The sequence below is a fragment of the Spirosoma daeguense genome, assembly GCF_054776875.1.
Genome location: NZ_BAAHBF010000007.1, coordinates 357,736 through 376,650, shown reverse-complemented (window position 1 = coordinate 376,650; position 18,915 = coordinate 357,736). Strand labels below are relative to the sequence as shown.

The following is an 18,915-nucleotide window of genomic DNA, read 5'->3' as shown; positions in this document are numbered from 1 at the left end:
CGTATGGGTACTTCCTTTCAGACTGTAAGTTACTTCATCAACAGCCTAGCGTATGAAACTGTTTAAGCTGGATTAGCCACTAAATGGCTCAGGAGTTCACAAATGGTAGTTGAATCACAACGCGCGTGCCCGTTGCCTGCTGCTGGTCGTTATACTTGTCGAGTATCTGAACACCAGCAGTCCGACCACTACGTTGGCCAATCAGTTGTAGCCGATCTTCGGTTACCCGTAATCCAACGCTACGGTGTTTGGAATCAGGCTTTTTGAACGTCTGCGCCTGCATTCGTCCAATACCATCGTCGTCGATAATGCACTCCAGATGTGTCGGTTTAGACACTATACATACCTGAATACATCCTTTCGATTGCTTATGAGCCATTCCGTGTAAAATGGCATTTTCGATATACGGCTGAATAATCATGGGAGGAATGGCCGTTTTTTCTAGCGAAAGCGACGAATCAGTTGTTATCGAAAAATCGAACAGATTATCGAAACGTAGCTGTTCCAGTTCCATATATAATGTAAGCTGTTCTAGCTCATTATCGAGGGTTACCCATTCGAGTCGCGAGTTATCGAGAATGAGCCGCATCAGTCGGGCAAATTTCACTAAATACTTATCAGCATTATCGCTATCGTTCTGAAGAATAAATAACCGTATGGCATTCAAAGAATTATAAAGAAAATGCGGATTCATCTGCGAACGTAACGCCTTCATCTCTGAGGCAGCGATCCGTTCGCGCATTTCGCTTTTTTCGCGCTGTACGGCTGCCCGCTGCTTTTCGCGCCATCTAGCCACGAAACCTGTTAGCGTCAATAACGATACCAGCGTACTGATCCGAAACCACCACGTTTGCCAGAATGGAGCCAGAATAGTTATCGGTAACCGATAACCCGACCGATTCCATGCTCCATCGTTGTTGGCGGCAATAACGTGTAATACGTAGTTGCCGGGGGGAATGTTGGTATAACTAGCGAAAGCCCGGTTCCCTTCCCGTTGCCAGTCGGTATCAAACTCTTCGAGTCGATAGGCGTAGCGATTATCGTTTGGATTGTCGAAACTCAGCGCAGCCATCTCAAATGTAAACGTATTCTGATTGGGCTCTAACTCCAATGTAGGCGGTGCGGCAAACGGGTTTTTCAGCATTTCCTGACCATTCACCCGAAACGATGTCAGATAAACAGGTGGTACGTAGCGGTTTTGCCGAATGCGCTCTGGATACGTATAGACAAGACTTCGCATACCCCCGAAATACAAGCGTCCGGTAGCATCACGAACAACTGAACCAGATTCAAACTCCGAGGCTGAAAATCCGTCGGCCTCATTAAAAACGGTAAACTTTGGCCGACGCACATCCGTATACGCCAGCCCCTGACTGGTGCTAATCCAAAGCGTATCACCTAGAATAAAAACGGCCGACAGGTCGTTATGCGGCAATCCATGCTGGGTTGTAAAAACCTGAAATTTACCGGTTTTCTGATTCAGGCAGGCCAGTCCATTATCCGTACTAACCCACATTCGCCCGAAACGATCGTCGGCAAATCCGGTTACCCCTTCATCGGGTAAGGTTTGTACATCATCGCTATGTTCGTATTTGGCCAACAGGCGTAAATCGGGGCTTATTTTAAAAATCGGCCCCAGCCCACCTACCCATAAATTCCGATGGCGATCCAGAAAAAGGGTATTATAGTTTTTGCCCGGCAGTTTGGCAATTTGTGGGTTGTTAAACTGATGGCTGAATCGCCCTGTCTTAGGGTCATAGATGGTCAGCTTTTCGTTTGTACCAATAAAAATCCGCCCATCAGACGCCTTGAGTAATCCGAAAACCTGCGTACCGGCAATGGCTTTATCAGACGTAGCTAGCGGAGTTTTTCCGCCCTCGTCGGTTGGTGCTATGCTTGGGATATGCTGCACATGATCCGTAGCAGGATCGAGCCAATCGAGCCCACCGTTAGAACCTACCCATACTCGCCGAGGTTGATCAGCCAGTATGGAATACGTCATATTATCGATCAGGCTGGCGGAGTTTCCTGGCTTCTGATTATAAATTCGATACGCTTTTGTTTGCGGATTTATGTGAACGACACCGTCGCGGGTAGCAACCCAAATAGAATTATTGGTGGCATCGAGAGAGAGCCCAGCCGCATCGAAACCCTGTGTATTAGCAGGTTGATAATCGATTTCATCAAAGACGGAATGCAACTTATCGACGGTTGGATTGAACCAGCAAACACCCGAATCATCGGTCATCACCCAGACCACACCCGACCGATCTTCGAAAAGGGCAATAACTGAGTTCGAGATTAAACTGCGCGGATTATTTTCGTTATTAACATACTGATCAAATCGCTTTGCTGACGCATCGAAATGATAAAGTCCTGCCCGGTTGACGCCAACCCACAAATCGCCGGAACGGGTAAACAATACCGACGATATAGACTGATTGACAGACAGTTCCGACACAGATTTAAACTCTCCAGTGCCTGGATTTAAGTAGGTCAGATGTCCTTCTTTCGTTCCGACCAGAATCTGACCACTACGCGGATTTTTTGCCAGCGCCGTTACGTAGTTATCGGGCAATGACGTAGTAACAGCAGGGTCATTTCGAAACGTCCGAATCTGTTTCGTCAGCAAATTATAGGCAAACAGGCCATCCTGCGTACCAATCCAGAGCGTATTGCCATCGATCAGCATTCGGCGTACAGATTTCACTTCCGATTCTGACTGTTCACCGGCTGGCATGGTCAGAAGTGCAACACGGCCTGTGTTAGGCTCAAAGCTCACAACTCCTCCTTTGGTAGCCAACCAAAGCCGACCATCGCGACTTTCAACAATTGACCGAACGAAGTTACAACCCGGCCCAACGTCGGCAAATGAATACCGCTGAAACGATTGTGTAGCCGGTTCATAGCGATTCAATCCTTCCTGTGCACCAACCCAGATTGTTCCGTTGCGTGCTGTAAAAATGGTACGTACCACCCGATGCGATAACGATTTCGGGTTTCCAATTTCACGCGTGAAATTAAGGCAACGGATTCCGTCGAACCGGGTTAGTCCTCGTACGGTAGCAATCCAGATAAAGCCGGGAGTATCCTGAGTGGCAAACGTTGTATAGTTGGCGGGCAACCCGTGTTTCAACGACAGCCGCTGAAACGACATGGCAGGTGCCTGCCCTTTTAGCAATGACGGTGAAATGCTAAAAATACCTAGCACTAGTAAACCACCCCAACGGCATAACCATTTGGCAAAAACAGGCCTATTCACGTATTGGCTAGTATCGCATCGCTGCGTCATCCTGAAGGAGCATCTCGGAAGGTAAGATAATAAAGCGTTGTGGCAAATTCGTTACGTTATCACGAAAAACATTCTGGTTCATATCTATCTGGTAACAACATCTACCCAAACAGCTTTATCCGTTCAAATATAGGCTACCTAATCAGCTCTGCGTGTTACGAATGAATAAATGGTGGCAAATAGAAGATAACAAGTGGCAAAAAGAGGATAATTGGTGGTTTATCTACCAGATATAACTCCAATCTGGCAGTTATTCATCGGATGAACCAGTTATTTGCTCAAACCTACTCACTATTAGTTTTCGCTATCTGCGTTGCTGAAATAAGCGTTCTTTTGCTTACTCATTACACAAAGCGCATTGGTATTCGTAGGCTATTCTAGTCGATACAAAATTCTATGATCGACAACCCTACGTAACAAGCAATCAACAGCAACTAAATCAGTATATTATCTGTGGGAAATGCGAATAGCAACGTATCACGGCCTGCTTACCAGCAATCATTGAAAGAAGAGCTGGAAGTAGAACGGATTATTAATTTCTTCGCAATGTCACTGCTGGAGCAAACGACCGTAGAAGAAGTGCTGTGGGACGTAGTGAAAAACTGCATTGGCCGCCTGAATTTTGTCGATTGCGTTATTTATAAGCTCGATACGTCTCGTAATGTATTAATTCAACTGGCAGCCCACGGCCCAAAAGGCCCGGCAATTGGCATTATTCACCAACCTATCGAAATTCCGTTGGGGCAGGGGATTGTGGGCGACGTGGCTCGCACTGGGCAACCCGAACGTATCGGCAACACATCGCTCGACAAACGCTACATTGTGGATGACGCTATTCGGTATTCCGAAATAACGGTTCCGATCCTGCTGAACGGACGGGTTTGGGGAGTGATTGACGCTGAACATCCAAAACGTAATTTTTTTCGTGCTCATCATCTTGTTATCCTGAAAAAAATTACCGCCCTATGTGCGCAGAAAATTGGCCGTATCGAAACCGAACTTGCGTACCAACGCGTTCAGCAGCAATTATCTGATAATGAACACCGTATAACCGAAACCAAGTTACTGGCGCTACGTTTGCAGATGAACCCACATTTTGTGTTCAACAGTTTGAACGCCATCAACAAGTTTGTACTGGAAAATGAATCTGAACAGGCGTCTTTGTACCTGACAAAATTCTCACGGCTGATGCGTCAGATCATGGCCAATACTGCCAGTGAATGGGTGTCGCTACGTAACGAACTGAGAGCGTTACAGATTTATGTTGAGCTTGAACTGCTACGTTGCGACAATCGGTTTGCCTTTACACTGACCGTCAGCCAATCGTTGCCGGTTGATATGGTTTTTATACCGCCAATGGTCACCTATCCGTATATTGAGAATGCCATTCGGCACGGCCTGTTGCAACCGAACGTTGACAAACCAACGCTTCACATGAATTGCGATGTGCAGGACGGGTATCTACGCATTCAGATTAGCGACAATGGCATTGGGCGTGCAGCATCGACAAAATCACAGGTAAGCGGGCTTACGGCGCATAAATCGTATGGGCACACCCTCACGCAGGAACGACTACAGCTTGTCAATCAACTATATGATGCCGATGCAGGTATCCACGTAACAGATTTAACGACCGATATGGGCACCCCTGCCGGAACCGACGTAACCTTCACCATGAAACTACGACAATCATGACTGCTTTATTAATTGACGATGAAAAACACTGCCGCGACGTACTGACTTTACTACTGAAACGCTATTGCCCAAACGTTCAGATTCTGGCCGGATGTGCCAACGGTTCAGAAGGATTAACGGCTATTGAATCGATGCGGCCCGACCTGATTTTTTTAGATATCGAGATGCCAGGTATGAGCGGATTCGAAATGCTGGAAGCGTGTCGCTATCATGGCTTTCGGGTCATTTTCACCACCGCATTCAATGAATATGCGATTAAAGCCATTCGTCATAACGCACTGGATTACATCCTGAAACCTGTTGATAAAGACGAGTTGATTCGGGCAGTGGCCAAAGCCGAGCAGGAGCAAACAACACAGACACCTAGCAACATTGATCAGTTTTTAGGCTATCTGCAACACCAACGTATCGGCGACCGTATTGCGCTACCGACAATGGAGGGTTTACAGATTATTCATAGCGAAGAAATTTACTACTGCGAGTCGGACGGCGGATACACGCGGTTTGCACTCAAAAACGGGCAGATCGTGCTAATTTCCAAAACTCTGAAAGAAGTAGAAGACGTACTGGAAACCAAAGGATTCTGCCGGGTGCATCACAGCTATCTCATCAATCTGCGCTACGTTCAACGGTATATCCGGGGCGATGGCGGTGAAGTTGTGATGGCTAATAACAAAGCCTTACCGGTATCGCGCAACAAAAAACAGGAATTTCTGAGCCTACTGGAAAAGATATAAAAGGGTTTTACCACCCCCAACCCCCTCCTAAAACAGGAGGGGGCTTTCTCAATGACCATCACTAATCGTTGATTCAAGTCCAGAATAAGTGAACAAGTGAGTCTCGGCATGTCCCCTCCTGTTTTAGGAGGGGACATGCCGAGACTCACTTGGGGGTGGTGAAATCAAATTATTTCTCCGATTTACCACCGCCAACTTTCCCAGCGTTACCGGGTTGGGCGGCTGTGGTTGGATTTTTTACATACTTATCGAGCCAGCCATTCATTTCCCACAGCATATGCAGCAGCGATTCTTTAGAATCGTAGTGATGACTTTCGTAAGGCAAAAATACCAGTCGGGTTGTGGCACCGAAACCTTTCAAGGCATTATAATATCGCTCCGACTGAATCGGGAACGTACCAGTATTGTTGTCGGCTTCACCATGAATCAACAGCAGCGGACTTTTCATTTTGTCGGCATTCATAAACGGCGACATTTTGCTGTAAACCTCCGGAGCCTGCCAGTAGCTACGTTGCTCATTCTGAAAGCCAAAAGGCGTTAGCGTCCGGTTGTAAGCACCACTACGCGCAATACCTGCTTTAAACAAACGACTATGTGTAAGAAGGTTCGCCGTCATAAATGCGCCGTACGAGTGACCACCAACACCAATTTTTGTTGAATCGACAACGCCCAAACGGACACCTTCGTTAATGGCAGCTTTTGCGCTGGCTACCAGTTGTTCTACATAGGTATCGTTTGGTTCTTTATCGCCTTCGCCCACAATCGGAATACTGGCATTATCGAGAATAGCGTAGCCCATCGTAACAAATGCGGCTGCACCCCAATAGCTAATCCGGTTGAACTGATACGGCGACCCAGATACCTGTCCGGCGGCATCCTTGCTCTTGAACTCAGCCGGATACGCCCACAGGAAGGTTGGCAGCGGCCCCTGCTCTTTCTTATAACCCACGGGCAGATACAACGTAGCGGTCAGATCAACACCATCATTACGTTTATACCGAAGTTGCTGTTTCTGAATGCCTTTCAGTTGCGGATATGGATGCTCGAAAAACGTTACCTGCATCGGCGCAATACGTGCCTTCAGATTACGTACAAAATAGTTCGGATTCTCGTCGGGTGCTTCGCGGGTTGTCAGAATAACCTGTTTAACAGCATCCAGCACAGCAACAGGCCGTTCGAAATAAGGGGATGACGACCGCCAGAGTTCGCGCGTTTGTTTGGTTTTCAGATTCAGCAGACTAACAAATGGGCGGTCTCCTTCGGGTGATGAGCCTTGTACGTTCAGCATCAGAATTTCGCCCGAAGGCAAGATATTCAACACATCGCGACCGTACTGATTCTGCTTCATATCGGGCTGTCCGGGATTTGAATACCGATCTTCATACGAACGGTCGAATAGAACCGACGTTTGCCACGTAGCAGGGTCAACCAGTTTCGTAATGGATTTGCGGCTCTGCCACCAACGTTCAGATGCTAACGCGGTTGATGCCGTTCCCCAATCGAATCCACCGAAACGAAACTGTGACGCATAGATTTCTTTGGGCTGACCCGAAAAAGGTGCTTCGATCAGGTACACTTTATCCCGAATATCAGCTTTCACTTTCGGATCGCCATTGTCCTGCGCCACGGTATAATAAACCGAAGCGGCTACGTCTGTCCGCCACGAATAATCACGCGGGCCAGTCGGAACACCATCGCGACTGTAGGCTACACTTTCCTGCAAGGGACTGTCATTCAAACTTTTCACCAACGTACCGCCCGTAGCGTAAATATCGGTTTTGAGCGGAAACCGATTTACCGGAACCAGATACGAAAACGGCGTATGTACCGTTTCGACCAGTACGTATTGCCCATCAGGTGAAGGATCGGCCGAACGAATAATTCCCGGCTGGCCAATGTTTGTCGTGGTGCCATCTAATCCAACCCGAACCACCTGCGATGTAGTGTAATAAGCAAATTGCTTTTCGTCGGATGGATTTTTAAGCAGATCCTGATAGGTTGGTGCCTGTCCGCGTTTGCCACCAATATTTTCCTGCGTTGTTGGCCCCGACGGTATGCGACTAACCTCCGGAGCAGCTCCACGACCTGCGGGAACTGTTCTTGCCACCAAGCCTTTATTGTCCGACAACCACCGATACGGCACGCCCAACGTAGCGTTCAACGCCAGTGAACCAACTTTCTGAGCCGTAGCGGTTGCTACGTCGATAACATACAGATCGATGCGACTATCGGTTGAATTGGCGAAGGCAATTTTCGCATCATTAGGCGACCATTGCACGTAGCTAATCTTTGGCGAAGCAGGTAATCCAGCGATGGCTTTTTCCGCTTTATCGGTCAGTTTCCGAAGTTTCAATCCCGTTACGTAGCGCGCACGGCTTGGACCTGTGTTGGCCGGATTTAACCGCAAACCCGCCAGCTTCAGTTCAGGTTGCGACAGTTCGTCGATTCCGGGAACCGCAGCCTGTTCGAGCAGAAGCATCATATCACCCTTAGCCGACATGCTGACATTGGGCGTCAGCGGAACCGTAACCAGATCGGCCAATGCCTTGGGCGGAGTCTGATACGATGTGGCATCCTGCGCATATCCGCTAAACGAAAATGTAAGCCCGGCTAACAGCAAAAGCCACCGCCCCGGACGATTTTTAGGTAAGTTAGAAAGCATAAAAAGTAGTTTTCAGTTGTATTGAGGTGTAATCAATAAATCAGAACAAAATTAGGCTTTTCATCACACACTCAACCTATTTTATGACTTTCTCCCAACAATACCTTATAATATTCCTCTATTTTTCCCGGCTCCAGACTTCGTTAACTTTCCCACCCGTCGAACTTTCTCCCGAATGATTCCACTGATCGCCACTTACTTTCGCATCGAATGTGAGCGATTTTCCAACCCGGCTGTTATCTCGCGAGAAGAAATCAATTGTTTCGGTGTATTTGCCATCTTTTAGTGTATACGTACCTCCGCCTGTTCCTGAAAACTGTTTTGTCTGCGGGTTAATGGCTATCCATTGAAAACGGCTTCCAGTCAGCATTTTCAGCGTTTTTCGTGGGCCGCGCTGCATTGTTGTTATCTGTCCGGCATCGTTGGCCCGGCCAGTAATTCGCCACAAGCCTGTAAGCTCGGTAGGCGTTTCTGTTATTTTCTCAAACGTCGGATTACCCTGCATATCCCGCATCAGTACATGTTTACCCTGATCGAACGTCAGATATGACTCTGTTTGGCCAACTTTACTACTATCCTGCGAATCGAACTCGACCTGTATGTGGATATTCTCGCCATCTAGCTTATAAACGCCCCCGCGTGTACCTATAAAACGATCCTTTTCATACGTAGTCAAAACCAGATAATTATCTTCCAGCGTCATCAATACGGTTGCCCCAGATGCGTTTGTGTACCGCCAGGCACCATCGAATTTACCCGGCTCAGCCGAACGAAATGCCAACAGTACGCTCAACAGAACTACGACTCCCAACAAAGTTTGTTTCTGATTCATAACAGGTTTAGTTTATTTCATAACTGATTGTATACGTAAACCTACACATTATTCTATCAACTCTACCGATTGTTGATTCTCGATAGTTTTTGCGTAAGGTAGCCATCAATTTCGCCTTATGAAAACGCTCACATCGATAAACTGGGTGATGGTTGGCCTTTACGGATTGCTGATCATTTTCTTACTTGGAACGAACTTCAGCCCAAACAACGATGCCGCCGGACGGGGTATGTTAGGGGGTATTATCGTTATCCTGCTCATTTTTGTTGGTGTTCTTACGTTCCTGAATTTCAGAGACTCTCAGGCAACCAAAATCACGGCTATCGTGCTTGGTGGAATTCCAATGCTGTTTATCTCCTATTATCTGTTCCTCGAATTTCAGCGCGAAAAACCGGAGGAAACTCAATCCATAACACCCATAAAGCGAACAGATAAGGAACTGGCCCAACAGACCGTTCTTGATTTCCTGAACTGGTATCAGACGAATTTTTCGCTGATCAACCAGATCAAACTGGTCGATCAGGAGCCGGGGCAGGTTTATGCGGTCAATGCTCAGCAGGCAGAACGCTATCTTATTTATCTGAAAAGCAGCGAACTGCTTACCAACTATTATATTAATGAATGGCGAACGTATTTCAAGGAACGTCAGGAAGGGTTCCGTCTTTCTCAACAACAGGAAGGCCCGCCAACTGGTTTTGAATACGATCTTGTGGTTCTATCTCAAGAGCCATCCCTACAACTTTCTGCACTAAAAAGCCTAAAAATCAAATCAATATCTGTAGATAAAAATCAGGCAATTGTTTCATTGCAGTTGCTCGACGATTATGAGTTTCGGCTAGAAAAGCAGCATGGACGCTGGCTGATTAATGAGATTCTGAACCTTAGTGTTGAATAAACTTATGGAACGATACGTAACGATACTGGTTGCGGGAATTTGTGCCGCTCCACTTGGTTTTTTCCTGGCTGGATGGTCGTTTCTGAGCGACAATCGGGGAAACTCCGATCAAACTATCGCCAATGGATATGCTGGAATTTTGTTGGGAATTGTAGGCGCCATTGTGAGTTTTGCCGTCACTCTTTATCTAACCAATAATCTGATTGCGAAAGGTTACCTGCGTCAAATTCAATTGGTTGATGTGCTGATGATTATAGGCTGGGGAGTTGCTTTGTTTATCGTTTTCGACAATCAACCCCGTCTTTTAAACTACGTCGATCATAATCCTATTCTGGAAGTTGACGTACGGGTAAAAAAGTCGCAGCTCAAGGATAGCATCGATAAGGCGGTTGAAGTCATGTTTTCCGAAACCTCGCTAACGTATTATCGAACCGAACAGATACGTAACGAAGACAACTCCGTTATTCTTCCCTGGTTTGGCTATCTGTATCGGGTAAAAGACTGGCAGGTTCGGGTTTATCTACATAATCAGCCCGCCGATTTCCAGATGAACTTACCCCGTCGCCCAACCGAATCAACGGAATGGTCGGGCTGGATAGAACCTATGCCGAATCCAGCCGAAAAAGCTCCTGATGGGCTTACGATACGTTATCGATTCCGGCTTGTACCGTATACTCAAGACCCGTAAACGTAGTGCCTGATGGTCGTTACATTTGTATCGATTCGTTTCACTACGTAGCAACTGGCTTTTAATGAATCGATTACGAGCCTATTTTTCTATCAGTCAACCATGCAGACCTTCCTTTGTCTTTTTCTGGTGTTTTCGGCATTTTTCGCGGCAGGAAAGTCGTTGAGCGAAACACCTCAACAAGCCCTCAATCACTACGTTGCTTTTCTGAATCAATCGGTCGATGAAGTGGCGAATCGGCTTCCCCCTGTTCAGTCGTACTACGAAACAATACATAGCCATTCTTCTTTTACGCGTCAACTATCGCCTTCAGGCACTCTGGAAGAATATTACTATAAAAAAGCGTTAGCGAGTCAGGCCCTGACCGAAGCTGAAAAACAACGCCTGAACGCGGGTACGCAAAACCTTTGGAAGCTGCTAAACAAAATAGACCAGACGGTAAAATCGCTCGAAATCTATGATCGACTGAAAGATTACAAACAGGATAATTATAAAAAGGCGAACGTACTGATTGCCGATCTGGCAAAACAACTCGACCAGTTCAGCCGGGAGAAAGCAGAGTTTTACAAGCAAATTCAGCGGGTTTATCGACGGTATCAACCCTACCGTGCCAACGATGCGTATCTATTTTCAGAAAAGGAGATGGAGGACGTATTGGAAAGTCAGCAGCAATTGCTCGATACGTTACGCTATTATGTCAACGAAAACAACGCATCGAACTGGCCGATTGAACTGGTTCAAAAAAGTATTCTGTCCGACGAAAAGCTACTGGCAGAATTAGGGCAGGCGAAGGGGCACATCGACTATCCGGCGTCGGATATGATTGGCTCGTTTAAGACGGGATTGCGGTCGATACAGGTACTGAAAAAACAGGCGGTCGACAACTATAATTTTTCGGCCCGACAATCGTCCCGGCACAGCAACGAGTTTTACAAATCCTACCTCAATCACTACAATGGCGATTTACTGAGCTGGTATCAGCAGTTTGTCAAATACAGTACATCAACCCGGCAGTTGCTGGATTACCCTAAGTTTTCGCCTGTTTTTGCCATCGATGCCCCAGAGGCAACGACCGTAACTAGTCAACGAACGACGCCATTTCAGGATGTTTCCCCCGTAGCGTTCACGGTTCAGCCAGCTACAGCCCCTGCCAGCACGCCGTTGTTTCAGATATTGAACGCGTATATCGATTTTATTAACGAATCGCTACGTCAGATGCATCAATTGCAGTTGGTGGTACGTAATTACCAGTTGTCGGCCAATACGTTCCGAACACGTAGCAGCCGCCGGGCACCCCTCGTCTATTCGCACGAAGCATTTAAAGTGCCCCTTTCCGAACATCAGTTGCTGACGATGAACAGCGCTCAGATTCCTCAGCCATATCGGGCGTCAGTAATCAGCCAAGCCAATGTGTTACTGGCGATGCTGAAAGAAATGGATGCGCTCAGCATCGAACTGATCAAGTATACTGGACAGCAGCAATATGCGCAGGATAATTTTCAACGTTCCGACGAAATTCTGGATCGCTACGTATATCTTTTCGATACGTTCGACCAGAAAAAAGAACGGCTATATACCGACATTCGACGTATTTTCGAAAGTTACCCGACAGCTAAACCATCCGATTCGTGGAACGTAGCGGGTAAATCGTTGCTACGTGCTGTAGATTTAAATAAGGCAATGCTGTTTGGTGTGAAAGCTTATCTGAAGAAACAAACAGATCAGCTCCCCCCGCCAGATTCAGTACAGATGGAAGGGAGAACGTTATTGCTCAATGAGTTCAAAAATCTGAAAGGATTGCAGCGATATGGACGTAGCAACGGCTTGTGCCCCTACTCGCCTTACGAAGATATTGCCGAAAGCTCGATGAAGTGGGCCGAAAAACTCCCTCGTGTATCAACCCGTTCGCTGGAAAGTTCGTATGAATCGTTCTACTATTTCTTCAACAACGAGATCGCTTATCAATACAACAAATTCAGCGAACTGGCTAAAACGAACCTGCTGAAAACCGTAAATCAGCCCAACCTTTTCGCCTTTATTCGGTCGAGAAACGTAGCAAATGCGCCCGTTACGCCCGAACCGTTCAACAAAGACGAAGGTCAGGTAGCTGTCAGAACGTCGTCTGTTACGCCCGTCAAAACTCCAGACAACGTAGCAAAACCAAACGCTACGTCACCGACAACAAATGGCAAACCAATTGTGCAGCACGATACGGTTTATATCAACCAATCGACTGTTGATACGGTATACATCGACCGAAGTAGCCCAACTGTTGTACCCAATTCGCTAAACGGATTTGCTACCAACAATATGGTACTCCTGCTCGACGTATCTGGCTCGATGGATTCGCCAAATAAGTTGCCTTTATTGAAAAAATCAATCAAGTCGTTGTTGCGTTTACTACGTCCAGAAGATCAGCTATCGATTGTGATTTACTCAGGAAAGGCACGTGTTGCCCTCAAACCAACGTCAGGAAGCAATACAAACGAGATTGTTCGTGTTATCGACGAGCTGGAGTCGGAAGGCGATACCGATGGGAATGAAGGAATTCGGCTGGCGTATAAAGTAGCTAATAAAAACTACATCCGGGCGGGTAATAACCGTATCATTCTGGCAACGGATGGTGAATTTCCAATTAGCGAAGAAACATTTGGGCTGGTTTCTGAAAACAATGCTCAGGACGTTTACATGACTGTTTTTACCTTCGGAAGGAACGAACTGAAGAGTGCGAATCTGAAAAAATTAGCACAATCAGGAAAAGGGACCTACACGCATATAACGCCCGAAAATGCCGACCTCAAACTAATACTCGAAGCACAAGCCAAACGTGCTAAGTAAGGGGAGTAATTAATGCATTAAGGGCAAAAAATCTTGTAGAACGTATAGCTTACAGTAATGGCGGTATACGTGTAGCTATCTCGCAAGCCCGGATTCCCCTGTGCATTTTTGGCTTTTGTAACGCCAAATGTTCGTTCGCCAATGCCATCTAGATAATCATTGTTAGTAAAGCGGGTTCCGAATTCAAGGCCAACGCTCCAGGGGCGCTTAATCTCGTATTTGACGCCAATACCCAGCGGAAACATTAACATGCCGCCGATTTTCGCCACATCGTTTTTAAACTGAGCCAGCCCAATACCACCAAATACGTACGGAGTCCAGTTTTTCGCTTTTGGCAACGGCTTATAATTCAGAAAATTATACTGCATGTCTATCGTAACCTCGTTTAGATTTGTACGAAACGAATAATCACGTAGTTTCTGTACAGGATCGCTGCTAAAACGGTCTTGCGCCTGAAAAGAGCCAAGAGCACCACTGGCCCGCATCGAAAACGAACGAGTAAAATTATAGCGAAAAAACAAACTCCCTGCCGGGCGAATAAAGCGGGGATTCAACTCCGGCGATACGTCGCCTTTGTACAGCATACCGCCTAAACCACCACCAATTTCGATGTGCTGGGCCTGTGCCTGTAAGCTGATAAAAAGCCCGGCTACGATCAGTCGGGCTATAAAGACATGGTATCGATGCATTAGCTATTGTTGATGGTAGCAGTTCAGGAGTTAATAGAAAAGTTTTCGGCTCGCTTACCAACTCCCGAAATTTACCGAATAGGAGGGCATTTAATTTTGCTTGGAATAACGTACTGAATCGACAAATTCGTGAGTAAATACCCATCGGGCAGAATTCCTCTTTCGCCACGCGTTGTTGTCGTAAAGGGCGATGGATCTGCCTGAAAAAGTTGTTGTGCTACGTCGTAACGATATTTATTCTCGCGGGCCGCATCCCGATCAAAGCGCCGGTCGGCCAGCATCGATCCTAGTCCCTGCAATGCATCAGGTTGGGCATAATCGCCACCTACATCGTCCAGATAGTCGGTGAATGTATACCGATAACCGATTTCAAGGCCAATATTAAAATTCTCATTGATCATGTATCGAAATCCAATACCAACCGGGATAGCCACTGTTACCAATGAATAGGGTTTCTCATAACCCGGCTGCCCCTGACCTTCGGTGTGCAGTGGCTGTAGTTTCACCCAGTTACGGGCTTCGTAACCTTGATTCTGGCCGTTTGTTTCCGTCTGAATTCGAGCCTCCGGGCTATGAGCCAGTAAGGCAACGCCACCAAACAAATAGGGAGTAATTTTGGCCCGATGCTCGGGAGTACGCCCATCAGCAATGATATTATAAATTCCGGTTAGCGCGAATTCCTTTAAATCATTACGAAAGTGCAGGTTGCGTGCAAAAGGAATAGCATATTTAGTAGGATCACTTTTGCTAAATGTATAATCATCCCCCGAAATACGAGCCCAGGTAAACATAGCACGCGCGGCAAAATGTGGCGTAAACTGCCGGGTATATCCCAATCCTACATTCCAGCGCGGCAGCGTAAAGAGCGACTTAAATGGCTGGCGATATCCTGCCAAATCACCAAAATACGTTGATGAGCCAGCCCCGAACGTAACTGATGAGTACGGCAAAAAATGCGTGTTCGTTCGCCTTTGTGCAATACTCTCCGTACCCTGGCCCATCAGCAGACAAACTGCTGCGGCACTTGCCATCAACCGGTTATATATTTTCATACTCATTAATTAGGTGAACCAACCGCGACTGGTCTGTCAGGCCAGCCAATTCCGAAACGGTTAGCTCACTGTTTTTATTGGCACTTCGTGTTAAAATTTATGCAGGAAACGCGATTTTGGCCGAAATAAAGCATAACGGTACTGGGCTGTTCCGAGTATAATACGCTTAACTCTAACGTAGGAAGAGGAAGGAATACGTAGCATAAACACTACGTAACAGATACCCGAAACCAACACAATTTCTGTACCAACTCAATACGTTAGGCTAACAATCAGAGGAATAGTTTCACCGTTTTAATTCCGGATATCCCAGCCCCAGTTCAGTTTACTACGTAGCGTATTCAGGAAATTATCGTCGCTGAGCTTGAGCAACCGGGCTTTAAATGTTTCCTTTTGCAAGCTGATACGTACTGCTGTATCGACCGTAAACGAACGGGAATCAAGAGCCGCCAGAAAATTGCCACTCCGGCTTTCAACTTCAAACGCCAGTTGACAACTGTCCATAACAAGCATAGGCCGTACATTTAGATTGTGCGGACTGATTGGCGTAATGATAAAGCTATCGGTATGAGGGAGTAACACAGGACCGCCACAACTCAGCGAATAGCCTGTGGAGCCTGAAGGTGTAGAGATAATAAGCCCATCGGCCCAGTATGAATTCAAGAACTCACCATCAAGATACGTATGTACGGTTATCATCGATGATGTCAGCGTTTTTGTAATCGTAAAATCGTTGAGACCAAATGGCAGATTACCAAAAACATCCTGTGTCGATCGTACACTGACCAGCGTGCGCTCATCGATGGTATACTGTTCGTTGAAAAGCGAATCGATCATCAACCGTACCGACGCGGGAGCCACTGTAGCCAGAAAACCAAGTCGGCCAATATTGATGCCTACAATCGGAATTTGCCTTGCTCCTACGTGTGTCACCGCATCGAGTAACGTACCATCGCCCCCCAGACTGAAAATAAAATCAGCATCAGTAACCCCTTCTTCGATGGTGTACGTAGCCTCACTGTAATGAGCTACACCGGCATTATCAAGAAACTCGCGATAGCCTTGCGAAATGATTAATTCAGTCTGCCGACGAGCCAGTTCTTCAAACATCGATTGAATATATGGCCGGGCCGATTCGGGAAAGTTGCGCCCGTGAATGGCGATTTTCATGAAAAAATGGCGAATGGCACAGGGCGATGGGGCGAAGTGTAGAGAGGTCGTTGTTGCCTTACTCTCTGCCCTCTGCCATTCGCCCTTTGCTAATTTACGTATTTAGATAGCGTAGCAACGAATTAAGGCGGTCCTGGTCAATACTTTCGATAGGTGTATTGGCAAAAGCCGCTTCGATTTGATACCCAAACCGTTCGAGCGTAGCAATAACAGGCGTAACATCCCGTCGATTGAGTTTAATTGTCAGTCGCGATTTATCAGGCATACCATAGGCCGCGCTGGTAAAGTAACTGCTGATAATTTTAAAATTGTTCGACTCAATCAATCGGCTGATTTCTGCCATTGAGTAATCCCGTTCGTTGATACTCAGGATCAGAATGGCACCTCCCTCCTGCACGCCCAGTTCCTGAGTAAACTGTTTCAGTAGTTCATTGACCGAAATGGTGCCAATAAACTGCCGCTCTTCGTCCAGAACGGCAATAACTTCCACCTGATGCTGCGTTGCCAATCCAAGTACTTCAAGCAGATGCTGATCGTCCTGCACATACAGTTGCTCGAACAAACGCATCACCTGACTCACTGGTCGCTCATCGTCGACAGCATCCATGAGCAATTCTTCGCTCAGTATTCCTCGATACTCGCCCTGTTCTGTTAGCACGAGTTGTCCTATTCGATACTCCTCCATCCACGCCAAAGCCTGCCCAACAGTGTCGGTCGGCTTTAGAGCCGGGAGCATAGGATCTATTAGTTCGGCAGCCAGCATATTTCTAACGTAACGTGTAGTGTAATAAACAGCAACCTGTTTGCCAGAAAACTACGGAAATAATTGCATAGTTTCAAAATCGGTTGAAGTTATCAGCCAGCGGTACCGCAGAATTAATTAACAACCATTTTTGAACTAGTTATTAATCAATATCTACGACTAACTGGTGACAGAAAGTTGCTCGTCATAAATGGGGTGACGTACCAGCCAGCTATCGAGCAATTCATTGAAACGAACCGGGCATTCCATCATTGGCGCATGACAGCATTTATCAATAAAATGTAATTCCGAATCGTCAATCAATCGGTTGAATTCATGTCCGACCTCGGCGGGTGTAATCGTATCGTTGAGCCCCCATACCAGCAACGTAGGCACCTGAATTTTATACAGGTCTTTTGCTACGTTGTTTCGCTGAGCCGATTTAGCAATTCCCACAATGCTCATGCATTTTGGAATGCTGCTGGTGATTTCAAAAACTTCATCAATTAAGTCTTTCGACGCCACTTTCGGGTCGTAGAATGTATACGCAACCCGCTCTGCTACGTATTCATAACTTCCCCGTTTCGGAAATGAACCGCCCATACCGTTTTCGAACAAACCAGAACTTCCCGTCAGTACCAGCCGACGTACCTGATCTGGATGATTAAATGTGTACAGGATTGCTAAATGACCACCAAGCGAGTTGCCCAACAGGGTGAGTTCGTTCAGTTGTTTCTGCGCTACGAATTTCTCAATAAACGCCAGCAACCCTTCCAGACTGGCCTGCCGAATGGGCATTTCGTAAATAGGCAGCATCGGAATTATAATTCGATACTGTTTTGAGAACGTGGTTATCACGTCGTCCCAGTTACTAAGAGCGCCAAACAAACCATGGAGCAGCAATAATATATCGCCCTGGCCTTCATCAACGTAGCGGAAACCGGCTTCTTCCCGAATCTGATAGTTCATATGCACGACGTGGTTAAGGATGTAATCGAATCGTTTTTCTTACTGGTAAACTTTATAAAATCAATCCAGTTCTGGATAAGTTGCAATCCGTGTTGAGTTAGGCAGGCTTCGGGATGAAACTGAATTCCCCACAGCGGCAATGTCCGATGCCGCAACGCCATCACCTCGCCTTGCTTTGTGACGGCGGTACAGACCAATGGTTTCGCAATTCCGGAATCCGGCTGGTAGGCATCCGACAAATCGGTCAGAACCAGCGAATGATACCGCGTTACGTCGAACTCCGTTGGCAGCCCTTTCCATAAGACATCGTCGCCCATTACCCGGATGGCCGACTGTTTTCCGTGCATGGGTTGTTTAGCCCGAATCAATCGGGCACCGAAAAATTCGCCCAGTGCCTGATGCCCAAGACAAATTCCAAGCATGGGCAAGCGGTGGTAATAATAGGTTATACTCTCCATCAATCGGCCAGCTTTTCGAGGAATGCCCGGCCCCGGAGAAATCACCACGCCATCCACTTTATAACTGGTTATTTTGCTCAACGGCTCATCGTTACGTACTACATGACACGTAGCACCCGCCTGTTTCAGGTAGTCGACCAGCATGTAGGTAAACGAATCGAAATTGTCAATAACCAACAGGTTCATGGGCCTACAA

At 46.8% G+C, this 18,915-nt stretch carries 14 protein-coding genes; 5 read left to right on the top strand and 9 right to left on the bottom strand.

Annotated features, from left to right (window positions below; all coding sequences use genetic code 11):
* Positions 1-88: 88 nt before the first annotated feature.
* On the bottom strand, positions 89-3,262 hold the full coding sequence (locus tag ACYVD4_RS23185; protein ID WP_460949803.1) for a ligand-binding sensor domain-containing protein: 3,174 nt from the start codon (positions 3,260-3,262) through the stop codon (positions 89-91).
* 483 nt (positions 3,263-3,745) lie between these two features.
* Here ACYVD4_RS23185 and ACYVD4_RS23180 point away from each other — a divergent pair, with 483 nt between their 5' ends.
* On the top strand, positions 3,746-4,987 hold the full coding sequence (locus tag ACYVD4_RS23180; RefSeq protein ID WP_460949801.1) for a histidine kinase: 1,242 nt from the start codon (positions 3,746-3,748) through the stop codon (positions 4,985-4,987).
* Positions 4,984-5,724 (top strand): LytR/AlgR family response regulator transcription factor, encoded by a 741-nt coding sequence (locus ACYVD4_RS23175; RefSeq protein WP_460949800.1) that lies wholly within the window; start codon positions 4,984-4,986, stop codon positions 5,722-5,724. Before ACYVD4_RS23180 ends, ACYVD4_RS23175 begins: the two co-directional genes overlap by 4 nt.
* Positions 5,725-5,893: 169 nt before the next feature.
* On the opposite strand, the gene ACYVD4_RS23170 is transcribed toward ACYVD4_RS23175, so the two are convergent.
* Positions 5,894-8,386 carry an alpha/beta hydrolase family protein gene (locus tag ACYVD4_RS23170; protein WP_460949798.1) on the bottom strand — a complete coding sequence of 831 codons (2,493 nt, stop codon included), beginning with the start codon at positions 8,384-8,386 and terminating at the stop codon, positions 5,894-5,896.
* Between the two features lie 118 nt (positions 8,387-8,504).
* Positions 8,505-9,218, bottom strand: a complete 714-nt coding sequence (locus tag ACYVD4_RS23165) for a membrane or secreted protein (RefSeq protein WP_460949796.1) — start codon at positions 9,216-9,218, stop codon at positions 8,505-8,507.
* Between the two features lie 118 nt (positions 9,219-9,336).
* Between ACYVD4_RS23165 and ACYVD4_RS23160 the strand changes: the two genes are divergently transcribed.
* The 3 genes from ACYVD4_RS23160 (at position 9,337) to ACYVD4_RS23150 (ending at position 13,639) form a co-directional block, all read left to right on the top strand.
* Complete coding sequence (locus tag ACYVD4_RS23160) at positions 9,337-10,113, top strand: hypothetical protein (RefSeq protein ID WP_460949795.1); 777 nt, start codon at positions 9,337-9,339, stop codon at positions 10,111-10,113.
* A 4-nt stretch (positions 10,114-10,117) separates the two neighbouring features.
* A complete protein-coding gene (locus tag ACYVD4_RS23155) occupies positions 10,118-10,801 on the top strand; it encodes a hypothetical protein (RefSeq protein WP_460949793.1) in 684 nt (227 codons plus the stop codon).
* 102 nt (positions 10,802-10,903) lie between these two features.
* Positions 10,904-13,639 (top strand): vWA domain-containing protein, encoded by a 2,736-nt coding sequence (locus ACYVD4_RS23150; RefSeq protein WP_460949791.1) that lies wholly within the window; start codon positions 10,904-10,906, stop codon positions 13,637-13,639.
* Between the two features lie 17 nt (positions 13,640-13,656).
* Here ACYVD4_RS23150 and porG read toward each other — a convergent pair whose 3' ends face one another.
* The 6 genes from porG to ACYVD4_RS23120 form a co-directional block, all read right to left on the bottom strand.
* Positions 13,657-14,328 (bottom strand): type IX secretion system protein PorG, encoded by a 672-nt coding sequence (gene porG / locus ACYVD4_RS23145; RefSeq protein WP_460949789.1) that lies wholly within the window; start codon positions 14,326-14,328, stop codon positions 13,657-13,659.
* A 71-nt stretch (positions 14,329-14,399) separates the two neighbouring features.
* A complete protein-coding gene (locus ACYVD4_RS23140; RefSeq protein WP_460949787.1) occupies positions 14,400-15,380 on the bottom strand; it encodes a DUF6089 family protein in 981 nt (326 codons plus the stop codon).
* A gap of 294 nt (positions 15,381-15,674) precedes the next feature.
* Complete coding sequence (locus tag ACYVD4_RS23135) at positions 15,675-16,550, bottom strand: NAD kinase (RefSeq protein ID WP_460949785.1); 876 nt, start codon at positions 16,548-16,550, stop codon at positions 15,675-15,677.
* A 94-nt stretch (positions 16,551-16,644) separates the two neighbouring features.
* Entirely contained in the window at positions 16,645-17,313 is a 669-nt protein-coding gene (locus ACYVD4_RS23130) for a CBS domain-containing protein (RefSeq protein ID WP_460949784.1), read from the bottom strand.
* Between the two features lie 159 nt (positions 17,314-17,472).
* Complete coding sequence (locus tag ACYVD4_RS23125) at positions 17,473-18,261, bottom strand: alpha/beta fold hydrolase (RefSeq protein ID WP_460949782.1); 789 nt, start codon at positions 18,259-18,261, stop codon at positions 17,473-17,475.
* A complete protein-coding gene (locus ACYVD4_RS23120) occupies positions 18,258-18,905 on the bottom strand; it encodes an anthranilate synthase component II (protein WP_460949780.1) in 648 nt (215 codons plus the stop codon). The genes ACYVD4_RS23125 and ACYVD4_RS23120 overlap by 4 nt, the downstream gene beginning before the upstream one ends.
* Between the last annotated feature and the right edge of the window lie 10 nt (positions 18,906-18,915).